Here is a 15,687-nt window from a genome sequence, read left to right on the forward strand (position 1 = left end):
TACCGCCCGACGTAGCCAGAGAGTCGCGTCGCGCCATCGCGGGACTGGACCACAACATCATTGACGGGGAGCCCGAGGACGAAAGCCGCTGCGGCATGTCCGGCCTCATGAACGGCGAGAGCGCGGATGGCGTCACTCATGGGCATTGTCCACTGCCGCGCGGCGGCTGTCCTCGTGAGCGCGCGAGGATGCCAGCCTTTTGCCGAAGTTCTGGACGGCCTCGGGGGAGATAACGAGAGGACCATCGCCCCAGTGATGAGCGCTCTGGCCAGCGGCCCGCGCCGCCTGATGGTGCTGCTCATGGGTGCGCTGGACCGCTTCGAGCTTCGCAAGCGCGACCGTCATTGCTTCGTGAAACGCTTCGAGCGCATTGTGCCGTTCGTCGAAAGTCTCCCGCGCCGCGCGCTCGGCGAGTTCCCGCTGGGCATCCTGGAGGCGGCCTTGCAGCACGCGCTCGAGCTCGTCCAACCGCTCCAACCGCGCGTGATGACGCTCTGTCGTCATGTCGAACTTGATCAACTGATCTTCGCTCACGCTCTCATCGATGAGCATGGCTTTTCTCTTCGCTGCATGGCCAGCGATCTCCCCGTGAAGGCGGGCGCGCTCGCTTTCCACCGCCTGGAGATCCTCGGCGATGGCCACGACGCGGCCCTCTACGGTCGCGGCTGCGTCGGCGCTCTGGCTCCTCAAAAAGCTGAAAAATCCCATGTTATTCCTCCAATTTGCCAGCGCCGGCCGCCGCGGTTTTCTTCGGCGCAATCAGATCGGCGACGCGATTGAGCAGCGTTTTGTTGAATTTGGCGCGGCCGGTTTTGACGAGATGGTCCGCGACATTGTCGTCAAACGATGCAACCTCGCCGGCTGCGTAAAGGCAGGGCCAGACTTGCGTGTTCACAGTGAATTCGATGGTTTTCATCGGGCCTCCGCTGATTTGCGCCAAGCATGACAGGCGCGGTTTATTAAGTTCAAGCCTCACGACTTAATATGTTTCAGCGCGATGCCCCTCGGCGATGTTTTTGAGCTGCCCGTGGCCGATGGTCTTGCCGCCGTTCAACGCGGTTAGCCGTTGCAGCTCTGGATCGTCAGTGCGGCGGGTCACGTGTTCAATCCACGACTCCGCGAGTCTTTTGCAGCGGCCACACAGCGCGCCATGGCCGAAGCGGGTCTCGAGCAGCTCCCGGATTAGGGCGTCCCGTCGGTCAAACCTGGCAGCACGGGCGGCGCGCAGAGCGGCGTCTATCGTGGCGCGGAGGCCCTCGCGGCGGGAGTCGGTCATTTCGGAAGCGGCCTCGGCAATGACAGCGATGGCGCTGGCAAGGTCCGCGTCCGTGTCGGCGGGCGGGAGGGCGGCGAGGGCAGCGGCGAGGCGGGGGTCAGCGGTCATCGGCTGTCCCCCGTCGCTCTCGGCCCGCGACCCGTCCATGGTATATTATAAGTGGCCCATGGGCGGGCCTGAGAGGGGGTCACTTTTGTGACAATTAGGCCCGCTAGTGGGCCTAATATGAGACCATAGGCCCATGGGTGGGCCTGAATTGGCCCATGGATGGGCCTAAGCGGCCCATGGGCGGGCCTAAGGAATTTCACCCATAGGCCCGCCCATGGGCCTAAAGCGACTGGACGCGGGTTAATCATTCTGCCGCCTCCGCTGTCCCGACGATGCTCGCTATTTTCATGAACCGCTTATTCGCCGCCGTTCCCGTTGCGTCGCATGGAAGGTGCGTAAGGCGGTATTCGGTCGCGCACTTGGTCTTGTGGAAGTCTGATCTCACAACGATGTCCAAGAAGCCCCAGCGCAGGAGTTCGTCAGTAGCTCGGGTTGCCGATGACTTGCCGACGCCCAAGCGCCCAGCAAGGGCGCGAGCAGATATAGCGAGCCGGCCATTGTTCGAACCATTGAAGAACAGGTTTATTTCAAGCCAGGCGCATCGCGCCAGCGGCGAAAGCCGCGACCATGCGTAGCTCCGCATCATGTATTCGTGCACCTGGACGAAGCGCCCGTGGCCCTTGGAACGGCCCGTTTTGTTGGTTTTAGCCATTGGCCACGCCTTTCTCCCTCGCTTTCGCAAAGGCGATCGCGCGCGACCTGACCCAGTTTCTTGTCGTCAGGGTCGGCTCTTTCGGCCTCGCCTTCATTAGGGCGTGGTCCCAGCCTATTTTGATTCCGAAACGTTCCTCGATCTTGAATTTCGCCCACGCGGTCTTGTAACCACGCTCGCGGACGATCCAGAAAAGTTCGGAGGCGAACTCGTATTTCTCAGCCCAGGACGCCCCGCCTATGCCCTCTGACCCGTAAATCGCGAGGTTGCCCGGCTTGTGTATTACGGATGTGTGCGCAGGCTTAACCCACCCGCATTGTGGGCACTTGTCGGCATCACGCTGGATGACGGCGCTGCATTCCTCGCAGAGCCTCGGGAGGGGTTCTTTGCGTTCTTTCTTCTTACGCTCGCCAGCCTTGCCCACGCGTCCATCATCAAGCTCTTCGAACTCGATGTCGGTAGGCAGCCCAAGGCGCAAGCAATTTCCACTATGGTCGATGAAAATGGCTTTCCTGCCATCCGGCTTCTTGCGGAGAGCTCTGCCCCAAGTCTGAATATACAAGATGACTGATTTCGTCGGGTGAGCGTCCACAACAGCCTCGACGTAAGAGTCGAAACCTGTCGTCAGAACGCCAATATTTACAATCACCTGCACTTCTTTCCGTTCGAAGCGGCGAAGGATCGCGGCTCGATCGAGGTCTCGGGTGTCTCCGTCTAAATATTCGACCGCGATCCCAGCCTCCCGAAACACCTGGCAAATGTGCTTCGCGTGCTTTCGATTGACTGCGAAGATGAGCGTTTGAAGATAGGCGGCGAGACGCAGCCAGTGGGCAAAAATGTCGCCGACAATCTCCGCTTTATCCACAGCGTCCGCGAGCTGATCTTGAACGAATTCGCCAGCCTTTACAGCGACGCCAGCAACCGCCTTCTCAATCTGCTTCTGGGCTGGCGCGTAAACCGTGAAATCGGCAAGGAACCCACGCTCGATCAATTCCCGCATCGACGCGATTTGAATGAGCTTCTTATAATGCCTTCCGAGCCCCTTCGTGGCAGGCGTCGCGGTAAAGCCGACGAATGGAACGTGAGGGATTTCCCGCATCAGCCGGAACAAATAATCGTTGTTCCGGTGTGCCTCATCCACGACGTAGACATCGGCAGGCCAGCGCTTTCGGCGCTTCGCCATCGTCATGACGCTAATGACCTGAACCGGTGCGTCCCAATCGAAAGCGGGGTTATCAGCCTGAATAACCCCGACGTTTGTTATACCGTTTTCAAACAGGCGCGTGACAGTTTGGTTCACGAGCGTCTTGTCGAATACAAGAACACCAACCTTGAGACCGGCTCGACGCCATGCGTCGATCAGATGGCAGAACATCACCGTCTTGCCTGCGCCTGTGGCAGCCACGGCGATGATGCGCTCTGAGGGATTCGCTCGCAAAGCTTCGAGGATATTGATATTGCCCGTTTGCTGATAGTCGTGGAGCGCCTTCAGGGTTCCGACGGGGTTGTTGCTGAAGAAATCTATCACGCCCGCCCCCATTCGCTAGAGAATGAGACAGCGCCGGCACCGCGCACTTCGTCCCGGCTGATCGTCCAGCCGGTTGCGAGCGCAATAGCCAGCGCCGCACGATGATCATGGACTTCATGCACGAAGAGAGTCGCAACGCCACCGCTTCGAAGCATCTCGTATCCTGAGACACAGATGACCCCGTCGGAAGCACGCCAGATTTCGAGGTGACGACTCATGCCGCCCCCTCTTCCTCGGCCTTGCGGGCCGCCTCGTGTTCATCCCAAGTCTTGAGGGCGTAGCGGGTGAGCGTCGTAAAATCCGCGAGGCAAGCAGCGGCAAGATTGAAGTCACGGGCCGAGATCGCGCACATAGCCGCAATTGTGTAGCGATTTAGCTCGCGGAGATTGTCAAAAACCTCGGCGACGCGCACGGCCTGCACGGCGGGAGAAGCTGGGAGCGGAGGCGGATCGTCGGGGCGCGCGCGGCGCTTAGACTGCTCCCGGCGCCATTCGATCGACGCCTCTGCGCAGTGGCTCGGCGCCGGTTGACCGTTTGGCAGGAGCTGCATATTTTCTGCGTCGAGTCGGCCGGGAAGCTGCTCTTGGGGGTCGTCACCCGCGTCGCGCCGGGTGGCGGCCCCTTTCACGTTAGGGGGCTGCATCCTAGGCTGCCTCGCCACAATCAGAAGTGGAGCGACGGCGGCAAGAGGCGATCCAGGACTCGAGGGCGCCTTCCTCGTAAAAGACGCGGCCACCAATCTTCAGGAACTCAGGCCCGTGCCCGATCAAGCGCCATTTTGCGAGGCAAGAGGTCGAGAGATTTAGCCGTTTGGCCGTATCGGTCGGAGGCAAGAGCACGCTGCGCGAACGCTGGGCGGTTTCCATTCCATTCCCCTTTGATAAAGCGCCGAAGTAGCGCGGGAATGGCATGGAATTATCGGCATATTTCAGTGCTTGGGAATAGCTGCGTCGGGCTGAGACCCGGATGAATTAATCTTCGCTTTTCGACTTAGTTTCAGTGGTTTGCGTGAAACCTAATCGCGAAAAAACTTTCTCGACAGGGAAGCCGATCGACTTCAAGTCATCGAACCCAGACTCCGCCACGCCGCGGCTGGCGGTCTGGTAGTCGGCTGCGGCCAACGCGCCGAGCCTTGCAGCCATTATCCAAGGCGGTTCGCCTTTGGTGTGCTCTGCCGCGGCATTCTTGAGGACCCTTTTCGTTGTCCATGCCTTCGCGCCGAACAGACCACCCGGGGTTGCGACAATCGGATGATCTGGCAGCGCGGCCCTCTTTGGCGTCGCGGCCATAAAGAGTGCTTGAGCCCATTTATTGAGGGATGCCAGTTCATCCTTGCGCGCACGGTCGCGCGTGATCTCCCGATATTGCTTTATAAGCGCATCGGCGGCGTCGGCGAGCTTTTCCGAGCATACGACTGCGCCTGGTCGCGTCTCTATTGCGTCACCTTGAATGATCGCAACCGTCAAGTAAGCGAGCTTCCGGCCTAGAGGGGTCGTTTCGTCGGCTCCTTGAAACACGGTCTTGAGCTTCGGATAACGAGTCAGCGCGTGAAGAAGGATGAAGAGGTCACGGTCCTTCGAATCGACGACGTTTTTCTGCTTCGGCCCGGGTTTTTTCTTCGTGGTCTTTCGACCGTCTCGGCGATGGCGCAAAGCGCTCATTTCTGGCGCTTCCTGATTTCAATAACGTCGCCGTCCTTACTGCCGTCCATCGCAGCGGAAATCGTCGCGCCGATCGTCTCCGCGGCGCGCTTTACGGGGTCATCGGCGAGGTGGGCGTATTTCTGCGTAGTTGAGGATTGAGTGTGACCGAGCAAGCGCCCGATGATGGGCAGGCCGAGCGAAGCGCCGGCGCCAAAGCTGGCGAAGCTATGTCTCAGGTCGTGAATCCTGACCCCTTCAAGGCCCGCTCCCCGGCATACGCGCCGCCAAGGCCCATTAATATCGAATCTGGGCTGGCCGGGGGTTTTGCCCACGAAGATGAAAGGGTTGCCAGCGACGCGAGGCAGGCCGGAGAGAACAGCTTGGGCAGCGGCAGAGAGGTGGACTGGCTTTTTCCCCGTTTTCGAGTCGGCGAGAAAGATCGCTCCCCGCTCAAAATCCACCTGCGACCACTGGGAATGGAGGATTTCGCGAAGTCTGGCGCCAGTGAGGATAAGAAGGCGGATGGCCGCGGCGGCGAACGGGTCACTTTCTAGGCGAAGGGCGTCTCCGAGGCGCCCCAGTTCCTCAGTCGTTAAGAAACGCTCCCGTCCTTGCTCCCGATACCGCTTAAGGCCTTTGGCTGGGTTGTGGCCCTCTGGGACAAGGCCACGCTCGCCGCCCCAGGAGAACGCCCGCGCCCATACGGCGAGCGCGCGATTGGCCGCATATGGCCTATCTGCCATTTTTGCGTGGAGCGCAGCGATATGCGCCCGCCCGAGGCTCTCCGCCTTCATGCCGCCATAGGCGCGCCGGAGCTCTGCGAGACCGATTCGGTTGTTAACGGCAGTCTTCTGTTTAACCATCGTCGCGAGGTATTGCTCGTCAAAGAGGTTTAACAGCTCGGTCAGAGTTAGCGCCTTTCGCTTTTCAGCTCGCTCGGCGGCGGGATCGGCCCCGAGGCGCACACGGGCCAGCAATTCGGCGGCTGCGCGGCGCGCCTGGTCGGGTGTGAACTTGGAGAGGGCACCGAGCGTATAGATTTTTTCGGGAACGCCTCGCCCGCCTGGAGGAGGGCGATATGCGACCACCCACGATACTGGCCCTTTCCGGCCAACGCGGACAGCGAAGCCCTTCAGGTCAGCGTCGCGGGCGAGATACGGAACCTCGGCGGGCTTGAGCGCGTCGACTGTCCGCTTGGTCAATTTCAAGACGGCCAAAGGCGTCTCCGAGTCGGCACCAAGTCGGCACCGCAAATCAAACCGCAGGAACTCTGAGGAATGAGCTTGCAACGTAAATCATTGAAGCACAAGTGGCGTGGGAATGACGGGGAAAGCCAGTAAACCGCTGGGAAACCGTCGAATTCTCAAGCCCTTTCAGATAGCCGCAGACGTCGGTGAGGAGCCCCGCGAGGTCGGGGCCGACGGCCTCGCAGGCGCGGGAAAGGCGCTTGCGCGCGTCGATGACCAGGTCGGTCACCACAACGCCGGCCGGCGCGCCGCGCCGGGACGCGGAGGCGGTCGCCTCCCAGCTCGCCGTGACTCTTTGCAGAATCTGAGCCTGTTCGATGTCGCGGCGAAAGCGTTCCCCGGCTTCGACCTGCGCCGGTCCGAGAAAGGCTTTCCCATCCGCGCCCTTGCGCCGCGCGAGCCAGGCGAGCGGGCTTTCCGCGTCATTCACGAGCGAGGGTTTCGCGCCCTTCTCCAGCGGGCGGCGGCGACACTCCGCATGCTGGGCGCGAAAAGGGTCCAGCTCCTCGTCATCCGTCGCCTGCCGCCGAAGCCAGGCGCGTCCCGCGTCCGTCAGCCGCAGGCGCCGCGCCGCGCCGTCCTGCGTCCAGCCGGCGAGGCCCTGGCTGACCGCCATCCGGCCGGTTGCGGCCGCAAGGCGCGCCCGCACGATGGTGACGCCATTGCGGGGGGCCAGAACGACGATGGTCTCGTCTTCGAGGTCGCTCGGGGCGCCGCCCGCGCCGGTTTCCGCAAGCGCCTGAAGAAGGCGGAGCAAGGCGCGCGTCGCTGCGGCGTCGGGTTTGTTTCGAACGGCGCGGGTCATTACGCGGCTCCGCTGGTTTCGGCGATGAGCGCGCGCACCATGTCCCGCTGCGCGGCCACCGCGCGCTCAAGCCGGCGGGCGCAGCGATCAAGGCGGGATCCTCCCGCAGATCCTCGATCCGCGCGCAGGCGTAGCGGATCGTAGTCCGGTCGCGGGCGAAATGCCTTGCGCAGGAGGAGACGCTGTCGCCCATCGTGACATGGTGCAGATAGATCGCAAGCTGGCGCGCCTGCGCCACGCGCTGCCGGCACCGGCGCGGTGCGTGAATGGCGGCGAGCGGCACGCCCGTCGCCGCCGCCGCCGCCGCGGCGCCGAGGCCCGCGATGGGGCAGGGCGGGGGAAAGCTCTTCGTTTGGAAAGCGCTGGTCATGGGGCCTCCTGACAGGCGGGTGACAGTGTCAGAAGGCTAGATCGGAATAAAATCCTATTCAAGGAAAAAATTCTATCCCCAGGGACGAATCTTGAGCGATGCTTGGGGGCATCGAAAGGAGCGCCCCCATGGTTCGATCCACACTCCCCGGCGACGCCAAGAAGCGGACGGACGAGAGACTGCGCGGCGGCGCGCGGCCGGCCGTCGACGCCGCGCTGAACGCCAATCTCGCCGTCTATGACCGCGCGCATGCGCTGGCGCGGTTTCACCGCCTGTCGCGAGAGACGATCCTGAGCGAAACGCCGGAGGCGGCCCGCGCCGTGCTAAAGGAAATCAAGCGCGCCCTGCGGCTTGAGCGCGCCCGTCGGGGTCACTGGACCTATGATCTCAATCGGCACATCGCGCTGCTTGTCGCGCATCGGGCCGAAAGCGCGCGGCTCGCGCGGCTTCGCGCCTCGTGAGGAAGCGCTTTCCAGGATCGTCGCCATTGCATAAATTCAACCGACCTGCTTGCCGCGCCAGAGGCCCGCTGAATGCTGCTGATCGAGAGAATACTGGCCCTTGCCGCCGCCGCCGTGGTGGCGATCTGTCTTGGCGTCGGATTGATGGTCCTGGCGGTGAGTCCGCCGCGGCCCGGCGGACCCTTCGCGGGTCTCATGGGTCCGCTCGATCCCGGCTCGGCCCGCCAGCTGATCGAGACGGAGATCGCGCAATCGCCGGAATATGCGCGTTTCTTCGCGCGGCTGCGCGAGACCTTCACGACCGATTACGAGCAGGCTCTGAAAGAATTCGCAACGCGTCTGTCCGAGACGAAGACCGAGCAGAGCGCGGATTATTATCTTTCCGAAGCGGTGCGCCGCCTGCGCCAGTCGCATGGCGCGCTTGCCGCCAAGGCCGAGCCCGACGCCATGTCGCGCGTCTTCGCGAAGCAGCTCGAAGTGTTGCAGGCTGTGGCGCGCGAGGACAAGAAGATGTGCGTCGCCTTCCTCTATGGCGCGACCAATCTGGATTTCCAGCGTTTCGCCGCGTCTCAGCGCCCACTCATCGCCGACATGGCGACGGCGGGTCTCGATGCGATGGTGAGCGGCAAGAGCAAGAACATTGCGCGCGAACAGCCCAACGAGGCCGATTTCAAGACGCTCGAGAAAGCGCTCGCGGCGCGCGGCCTCGACAAGGCGGAGATTGACGCGCTTCTCGACGGCAAGATGCCCGACCCGCCGCTCGACGACGCGAAAATGTGCGCGGCCGGGCAGACCTATCTCGAAGTGCTCCGCACGTTGCCGGAGGCGTCGCGCACGCGCATCTACGGACTGGCGCTGGAGCTGATGGCGAAGTCTTGATGGGGGACCCCCACCCTGACCCTCCCCCTGCAAGGGGGAGGGCTGGGGTGGGGGTATTAGCTGTCTTCCACCCCTTCACACCGAAACGGCCCCCGCCAACGCGCATAACGCCAGGGCGTCACCGCGCTGGCGGTGTCGGGCAATGTCTCCGGCACGGGATCGAATCCCTCGCCGCCTCCCGGCCGACAGCGGCAGATACGCGCGAAGCCCATCCAGCCGCCGGCCCAGAGCCCGTGACGATGAATGGCTTCGTCCGCATATTCCGAACAGGTCGGCGCATAGCGGCAGCTTCTGCCCGCGAAGGCCGAGAAGGTCACGCGATAGAGCAGGATCAGCGCGCGCGCGGCGCGGGCGGGGACGGAGAGAAGCGTGTCGATCATGGGGCAGTCCACAGTCGCGGCGGCGTTGCCCCTCACCCCAGCCCTCTCCCCGCTCACGGGGAGAGGGAGTTGGCGTCGATCCCCTCTCCCGTTTGCGGGGAGAGGGTCAGGGTGAGGGGCAAGCCGCAGCCTGCTTGTTCCTTATAAAACGACAAAGGCCGCCCACACGGGGCGGCCTCCATTCTGTCGCGCCGATGCGCCTCACTCCGCCGCGGGCAGGGCCGGGGCCGGCTCGGCGCTTTCCGCGCGCTGCTCGATGATCAGATCGTCGCGGCCGCTGGCGATGCCACGGAACTTGGCCATCGCCGCGCCCGTGCCGGCCGGGATGAGACGGCCGACGATGACGTTCTCCTTGAGGCCGACCAGCGGGTCGATCTTGCCGTTGACGGCGGCCTCGGTGAGGACGCGCGTCGTCTCCTGGAAGGAGGCGGCGGAGAAGAACGACCGCGTCTGCAACGACGCCTTGGTGATGCCGAGAAGCACCGGCGTGCCGGACGCCGGCTTGCCGCCATTCTCGATCGCCCTGGCGTTGGCCTCGTCCAACTCGACGTGATCCACCTGCTCGCCTTCGAGGAAGCCGGTGTCGCCCGGATCGACGATGTCGATCTTCTGCAACATCTGACGCACGATCACTTCGATGTGCTTGTCGTTGATGTTCACGCCCTGCAGACGATAGACCTCCTGGATCTCGTTGACGAGGTAAGCCGCGAGCTCCTCCACGCCCTTGATCGCCAGAATGTCGTGCGGCGCCGGATTGCCGTCGACGATGTAATCGCCCTTCTCGACCACGTCGCCGTCCTGAAGGTGGATGTGCTTGCCCTTCGGGATCAGATATTCCACCGGCTCCGCGCCCTCTTCGGACGGGATGATGCTGAGGCGCTGCTTGTTCTTGTAGTCGCGGCCGAACTGCACCGTGCCGGAGATCTCCGCGATGATCGCGTGATCCTTCGGACGCCGGGCTTCGAACAGCTCCGCGACGCGCGGCAGACCGCCGGTGATGTCGCGGGTCTTGGCGCTCTCCACCGAAATACGCGCGACAATGTCGCCCGCCTTCACCGTGCCGCCAGGCTCGACCGCGATGATCGAGTCCACCGGCAGCAGATAGCGCGCGTCGCCGCCGCGTTGCAGCTTGCCGATCTTGCCGTCGGGGCCCTTGATCACGATCGACGGCTTCAGGCTCGCCGAACGCAGGTTGAGGCGATAATCCATGACCATGCGCTTGGCGATGCCGGTCGACTCGTCGACCGTTTCCGACATCGACTGGCCTTCGACGAGATCCTCGAAGCCGATGACGCCGTCGATCTCGCTGATGATGGGACGCGTATAGGGGTCCCACTCGGCGATGCGCTGGCCGCGCTTGATCTGATCGCCCTCGTCGATCTTCAGCTTGGCGCCGTACTGGATACGGTTGACCGCGCGCTCGGTTCCATCCGGACCGAGGATCACCACGGCGACGTTGCGCGCCATGACGATCAGATCGCCGTCCGAGTTGCGGGCGACATGGCGGTTGCGCAGATGGACCGTGCCCTCGAAGTTCGACTCGATGAAGGACTGGTCCGCAAGCTGCGCCGCGCCGCCGATGTGGAAGGTGCGCATGGTGAGCTGCGTGCCCGGCTCGCCGATCGACTGCGCCGCGATGACGCCCACGGCCTCGCCCATGTTGACGGGCGTGCCGCGCGCGAGGTCGCGGCCGTAGCACTTGGCGCAGACGCCGTTCTTGGCCTCGCAGGTGAGCACCGAACGGATCTTCACCTCCTGAATGCCGGCGGCGTTGATCGGCTCGATATGCCACTCCTGGATCATCTCGCCGGCCGGCACGATCACCTTGCCGTCGGGCGCCTTGAGGTCCTCGGCGGCGGTGCGGCCGAGGATGCGCGTCGCCAGCGAGGCGACGACCTGACCGGCGTCGATGATCGCCCGCATGCGGATGCCGCCCGTGGAGCCGCAATCCGTGGAGGAGATGATCGAATCCTGCGCCACGTCGACGAGACGGCGGGTGAGATAACCCGAGTTCGCGGTCTTCAGCGCCGTATCCGCGAGGCCCTTGCGGGCGCCGTGGGTGGAGTTGAAGTATTCGAGAACCGTCAGGCCTTCCTTGAAGTTCGAGATGATGGGGCTCTCGATGATCTCGCCCGAGGGCTTGGCCATCAGGCCGCGCATGGCGGCGAGCTGCTTCATCTGCTGCGGCGAACCGCGCGCGCCCGAATGCGACATCATGTAGATCGAGTTGATCGGCATGTCGCGGCCGTGCTCGTCCTTCTTCACCGACGAGATGCGAACCATCATCTCTTCGGCGAGCTTGTCCGTGCACTTCATCCAGGCGTCGACGACCTTGTTGTATTTCTCACCCTGGGTGATGAGGCCGTCGTTGTACTGCTGCTCATATTCCTTGGCGGCGGCGCGCGTCTCGGAGACGATCCTCTCCTTCGTCTCCGGCACGACCATGTCGTCCTTGCCGAAGGAGATGCCCGCCTTGAAGGCTTCGCGGAAGCCAAGCGACATGATGCGGTCGCAGAAGATGACCGTCTCCTTCTGACCGCAGTTGCGGTAGACGGTGTCGATCATGTTCGAGATTTCCTTCTTCGTCATCAGCTTGTTGACGACGTCGAAGGGGATCTTGGTGTGCTTCGGCATGAGCTGGCCGAGGATGAGTCGGCCCGGCGTCGTGTCGTAGATCTTCGACACGCGCTCGCCCTTCTCATTGTAGGTCCAGGCGCGGCCCTTGATTTTCGAATGCAGCGTGATCGCCTTCGCCGCCAGCGCGTGCTCGATCTCGCCCTGGCTGGCGAAGCACATGCCCTGGCCCGGCTCGCCGTCGCGCTCCAGCGTCAGATAATAGAGGCCGAGAACGATGTCCTGCGACGGCACGATGATCGGCTGACCATTGGCCGGGTGCAGGATGTTGTTCGTAGACATCATCAGCACGCGCGCTTCGAGCTGCGCCTCGAGCGACAGCGGCACGTGCACGGCCATCTGGTCGCCGTCGAAGTCGGCGTTGAAGGCCGCGCAGACGAGCGGATGCAACTGGATCGCCTTGCCCTCGATCAGCACCGGCTCGAAGGCCTGAATGCCGAGGCGATGCAGCGTCGGCGCGCGGTTCAGCAGCACCGGATGCTCGCGAATGACCTCGTCGAGGATATCCCAGACCTCGGGCTTCTCCTTCTCGACGAGCTTCTTCGCCTGCTTGACGGTCGCGGAATAGCCCTTGGCGTCGAGACGCGAATAGATGAAGGGCTTGAACAGCTCCAGCGCCATCTTCTTCGGCAGGCCGCACTGATGCAGCTTGAGTTCGGGACCGACGACGATCACCGAGCGGCCGGAGTAGTCGACGCGCTTGCCGAGCAGGTTCTGGCGGAAGCGGCCCTGCTTGCCCTTCAGCATGTCGGCGAGCGACTTCAGCGGGCGCTTGTTGGCGCCGGTGATGACGCGGCCGCGGCGGCCGTTGTCGAACAGCGCGTCGACGGCCTCCTGAAGCATGCGCTTCTCGTTGCGGATGATGATATCCGGCGCGCGCAGCTCGATGAGGCGCTTCAGGCGGTTGTTGCGGTTGATGACGCGGCGGTAGAGATCATTGAGGTCAGACGTCGCGAAACGGCCGCCGTCGAGCGGCACGAGCGGACGCAGGTCCGGCGGGATGACCGGAATCTCCTTGAGGATCATCCATTCGGGCTTGTTGCCCGACTGGATGAAGGCCTCGATGATCTTCAGGCGCTTGGCGAGCTTCTTGGGTTTCAGCTCGGTCTTGGCTTCAGCGATTTCCTGACGCAGCGACGCCGCAATGCCCTCGAGGTCCATCGACTCGAGCAGGCGGCGGATGGCCTCGGCGCCGATCATGGCGGTGAAGGTGTCCTGGCCGAATTCATCCTGCGCCGTCAGATATTCCTCTTCCGAGAGGAGCTGGCGCTCCTTCAGCGACGTGAGGCCCGGATCGATGACGATATAGGACTCGAAATAGAGGATGCGCTCGAGATCCTTCAGCGTCATGTCGAGCAGAAGGCCGATGCGCGAGGGCAGCGACTTCAGGAACCAGATATGCGCGACCGGCGCCGCGAGCGAGATATGGCCCATGCGGTCGCGGCGCACGCGCGCGAGCGTGACTTCGACGCCGCACTTCTCGCAGATGACGCCCTTGTATTTCATGCGCTTGTACTTGCCGCACAAGCACTCGTAATCCTTGATCGGCCCGAAGATGCGCGCGCAGAACAGGCCGTCGCGCTCGGGCTTGAAGGTACGGTAGTTGATGGTCTCGGGCTTCTTGATCTCGCCGAACGACCAGGAGAGGATTTTCTCCGGGCTGGCGATCGAAATCTGAATCTGGTCGAAGGCCTGCGTCGCCACGACCGGATTGAAGAGATTCATGACCTCTTGCTGATTCATGGTCTTCTCCTGGGACGCCGGGGCGGCCGGGCCGCGCGTTCAGCGTCGTAAAATCTCAAAGGGCGGCGGAGTCCTGATCCGGCCGCGCCGGATCAGGACGAGTCGTTCGGGACTATTCCGCAGCCTCCGCCGCCGACGGCGCCATCTCGTCCGTCTCGACGGCGGCGTTGGTCAGCTCGACATTGAGCGCCAGCGACCGCATTTCCTTGATGAGCACGTTGAAGCTCTCGGGAATGCCGGATTCGAAGGTGTCGTCGCCGCGAACGATCGACTCATAGACCTTGGTGCGGCCAGCGACGTCGTCCGATTTCACGGTCAGCATTTCCTGCAGCGTGTAGGCGGCGCCATAGGCTTCGAGCGCCCAGACCTCCATTTCGCCGAAACGCTGGCCGCCGAACTGCGCCTTGCCGCCCAGCGGCTGCTGCGTGACGAGCGAGTAGGGGCCGATCGAGCGCGCGTGGATCTTGTCGTCGACGAGGTGGTGGAGCTTCAGCATGTAGATGTAGCCCACCGTCACCTTACGATCGAAGGTTTCGCCCGTGCGGCCGTCGAACAGCGTCACCTGACCGGACGAGGACAGGCCCGCCTTGGTCAGCATGTCGACAATGTCCTTCTCTCGGGCGCCGTCGAAGACGGGCGTCGCGATCGGCACGCCGCGGCGCAGATCCTTCGCCGTTTCGACGAGCACCGACTCGTCGACCGTGTCGATCTCCGGGTCCTGCCCGTAGACGTCGGTCAGCGCATGGCGCAGCAGCTTGGCGTCCTTCGACTTCATATAGGCGTCGACGGCCTTGCCGACCTGCTTGCCCAGCCCCGCGCAAGCCCAGCCGAGATGCGTCTCCAGAATCTGGCCGACGTTCATGCGACTCGGCACGCCGAGCGGGTTCAGAACGATGTCGACAGGCGTGCCGTCTTCCAGGAAGGGCATGTCCTCCTGCGGCACGATGCGCGAGACCACGCCCTTGTTGCCGTGACGGCCGGCCATCTTGTCGCCGGGCTGAATCTTGCGCTTCACCGCGACGAAGACCTTGACCATCTTCATCACGCCGGGCGGCAGCTCGTCGCCGCGCTGGAGCTTCTCGACCTTGTCGAGGAAGCGGTTTTCGAGGCCCTTCTTCGACTCGTCATACTGCTTGCGGACGGCCTCGATCGAGGTCATCAGCGCGTCGTCCTCGACGACGAAGGTCCACCACTGCGAGCGCGGATATTCTTCGAGGATCGCCTGCGTCAGCTCCTGATCCTTCCTGAAGCTCTTCGGCCCGGCGATCGCCTTCTTGCCGATGAGCGTCTCGGCGAGACGCGCATAGACGTTGCGGTCGAGGATGGCGAGCTCGTCGTCGCGGTCCTTGGCGAGACGCTCGATCTCCTCGCGCTCGATCGCCTGGGCGCGCTCGTCCTTCTCGACGCCATGGCGGTTGAACACGCGCACTTCGACGATCGTGCCCTGCACGCCCGGCGGCACGCGCAGCGAGGTGTCGCGCACAACCGACGCCTTCTCGCCGAAGATGGCGCGCAGCAGCTTCTCCTCGGGGGTCATCGGCGACTCGCCCTTCGGCGTTACCTTGCCCACCAGGATGTCGCCGGCGCGGACTTCGGCGCCGATGAACGCGATGCCGGCTTCGTCGAGGTTCTTGAGGTTTTCTTCGCCGACGTTCGGAATGTCGCGCGTGATTTCCTCCGGCCCGAGTTTCGTATCGCGCGCCATCGTCTCGAATTCCTCGATATGGATCGAGGTGAAGACGTCGTCGCGGACGACGCGCTCGGAGATCAGGATGGAATCCTCGAAATTGTAGCCCATCCACGGCATGAAGGCGACGAGCACGTTCCGCCCGAGCGCGAGCTCGCCGAGCTGGGTCGACGGGCCGTCGGCGATGATGTCGCCCTTCTGCAGAACGTCGCCAATCTTCACCAGCGGCGTCTGCGTGATGCAGGTCGACTGGTTGGAGCGCTGGAACTTCTTC

Annotated in this window: 15 protein-coding genes and 1 pseudogene; 2 read left to right on the top strand and 14 right to left on the bottom strand. The window is 63.3% G+C overall.

Annotated elements, in window-relative coordinates:
- Positions 1-132 precede the first annotated feature (132 nt).
- The 11 genes and pseudogenes from ACR652_RS10220 to ACR652_RS10270 form a co-directional block, all read right to left on the bottom strand.
- Positions 133-708, bottom strand: coding sequence for a hypothetical protein (locus tag ACR652_RS10220; RefSeq protein WP_434506407.1), 576 nt, complete (start codon positions 706-708; stop codon positions 133-135).
- Between the two features lies 1 nt (position 709).
- The gene (locus ACR652_RS10225; protein ID WP_434506408.1) at positions 710-916 is read right to left on the bottom strand and encodes a hypothetical protein; all 207 of its coding nucleotides are present in this window, start codon (positions 914-916) and stop codon (positions 710-712) included.
- A 63-nt stretch (positions 917-979) separates the two neighbouring features.
- A complete protein-coding gene (locus ACR652_RS10230; protein WP_434506409.1) occupies positions 980-1,384 on the bottom strand; it encodes a hypothetical protein in 405 nt (134 codons plus the stop codon).
- A 244-nt stretch (positions 1,385-1,628) separates the two neighbouring features.
- Positions 1,629-2,036: a hypothetical protein gene (locus ACR652_RS10235; protein WP_434506410.1), complete on the bottom strand. Its 408-nt coding sequence runs from the start codon at positions 2,034-2,036 to the stop codon at positions 1,629-1,631.
- Positions 2,029-3,564: a DEAD/DEAH box helicase gene (locus tag ACR652_RS10240; RefSeq protein WP_434506411.1), complete on the bottom strand. Its 1,536-nt coding sequence runs from the start codon at positions 3,562-3,564 to the stop codon at positions 2,029-2,031. The genes ACR652_RS10235 and ACR652_RS10240 overlap by 8 nt, the downstream gene beginning before the upstream one ends.
- The gene (locus ACR652_RS10245) at positions 3,561-3,782 is read right to left on the bottom strand and encodes a hypothetical protein (protein ID WP_434506412.1); all 222 of its coding nucleotides are present in this window, start codon (positions 3,780-3,782) and stop codon (positions 3,561-3,563) included. Before ACR652_RS10245 ends, ACR652_RS10240 begins: the two co-directional genes overlap by 4 nt.
- Positions 3,779-4,207, bottom strand: coding sequence for a hypothetical protein (locus ACR652_RS10250; protein ID WP_434506413.1), 429 nt, complete (start codon positions 4,205-4,207; stop codon positions 3,779-3,781). Before ACR652_RS10250 ends, ACR652_RS10245 begins: the two co-directional genes overlap by 4 nt.
- A 328-nt stretch (positions 4,208-4,535) precedes the next feature.
- A complete protein-coding gene (locus tag ACR652_RS10255) occupies positions 4,536-5,225 on the bottom strand; it encodes a hypothetical protein (RefSeq protein ID WP_434506414.1) in 690 nt (229 codons plus the stop codon).
- Positions 5,222-6,424, bottom strand: a complete 1,203-nt coding sequence (locus ACR652_RS10260) for a tyrosine-type recombinase/integrase (RefSeq protein WP_434506415.1) — start codon at positions 6,422-6,424, stop codon at positions 5,222-5,224. Before ACR652_RS10260 ends, ACR652_RS10255 begins: the two co-directional genes overlap by 4 nt.
- Before the next feature lie 37 nt (positions 6,425-6,461).
- Positions 6,462-7,259, bottom strand: coding sequence for a DUF6456 domain-containing protein (locus tag ACR652_RS10265; protein ID WP_434506416.1), 798 nt, complete (start codon positions 7,257-7,259; stop codon positions 6,462-6,464).
- Positions 7,260-7,434: 175 nt separating this feature from the next.
- Positions 7,435-7,629 (bottom strand): annotated as a pseudogene (locus ACR652_RS10270) (helix-turn-helix domain-containing protein); the annotation flags it as partial.
- A 128-nt stretch (positions 7,630-7,757) separates the two neighbouring features.
- Here ACR652_RS10270 and ACR652_RS10275 point away from each other — a divergent pair.
- Complete coding sequence (locus tag ACR652_RS10275) at positions 7,758-8,090, top strand: hypothetical protein (protein ID WP_434506417.1); 333 nt, start codon at positions 7,758-7,760, stop codon at positions 8,088-8,090.
- Positions 8,091-8,162: 72 nt separating this feature from the next.
- Positions 8,163-8,969, top strand: a complete 807-nt coding sequence (locus ACR652_RS10280; RefSeq protein WP_434506418.1) for a hypothetical protein — start codon at positions 8,163-8,165, stop codon at positions 8,967-8,969.
- 56 nt (positions 8,970-9,025) lie between these two features.
- On the opposite strand, the gene yidD is transcribed toward ACR652_RS10280, so the two are convergent.
- From yidD to rpoB, 3 genes are all read right to left on the bottom strand, one after another.
- The gene (gene yidD, locus ACR652_RS10285) at positions 9,026-9,349 is read right to left on the bottom strand and encodes a membrane protein insertion efficiency factor YidD (RefSeq protein WP_434506419.1); all 324 of its coding nucleotides are present in this window, start codon (positions 9,347-9,349) and stop codon (positions 9,026-9,028) included.
- 201 nt (positions 9,350-9,550) lie between these two features.
- The gene (rpoC, locus tag ACR652_RS10290; RefSeq protein ID WP_434506420.1) at positions 9,551-13,726 is read right to left on the bottom strand and encodes a DNA-directed RNA polymerase subunit beta'; all 4,176 of its coding nucleotides are present in this window, start codon (positions 13,724-13,726) and stop codon (positions 9,551-9,553) included.
- A gap of 112 nt (positions 13,727-13,838) precedes the next feature.
- A partial coding sequence (gene rpoB, locus ACR652_RS10295) for a DNA-directed RNA polymerase subunit beta (RefSeq protein WP_434506421.1) occupies positions 13,839-15,687 on the bottom strand: 1,849 nt, incomplete at its 5' end.

Source organism: Methylocystis sp. (assembly GCF_051061225.1).
GTDB lineage: Bacteria > Pseudomonadota > Alphaproteobacteria > Rhizobiales > Beijerinckiaceae > Methylocystis.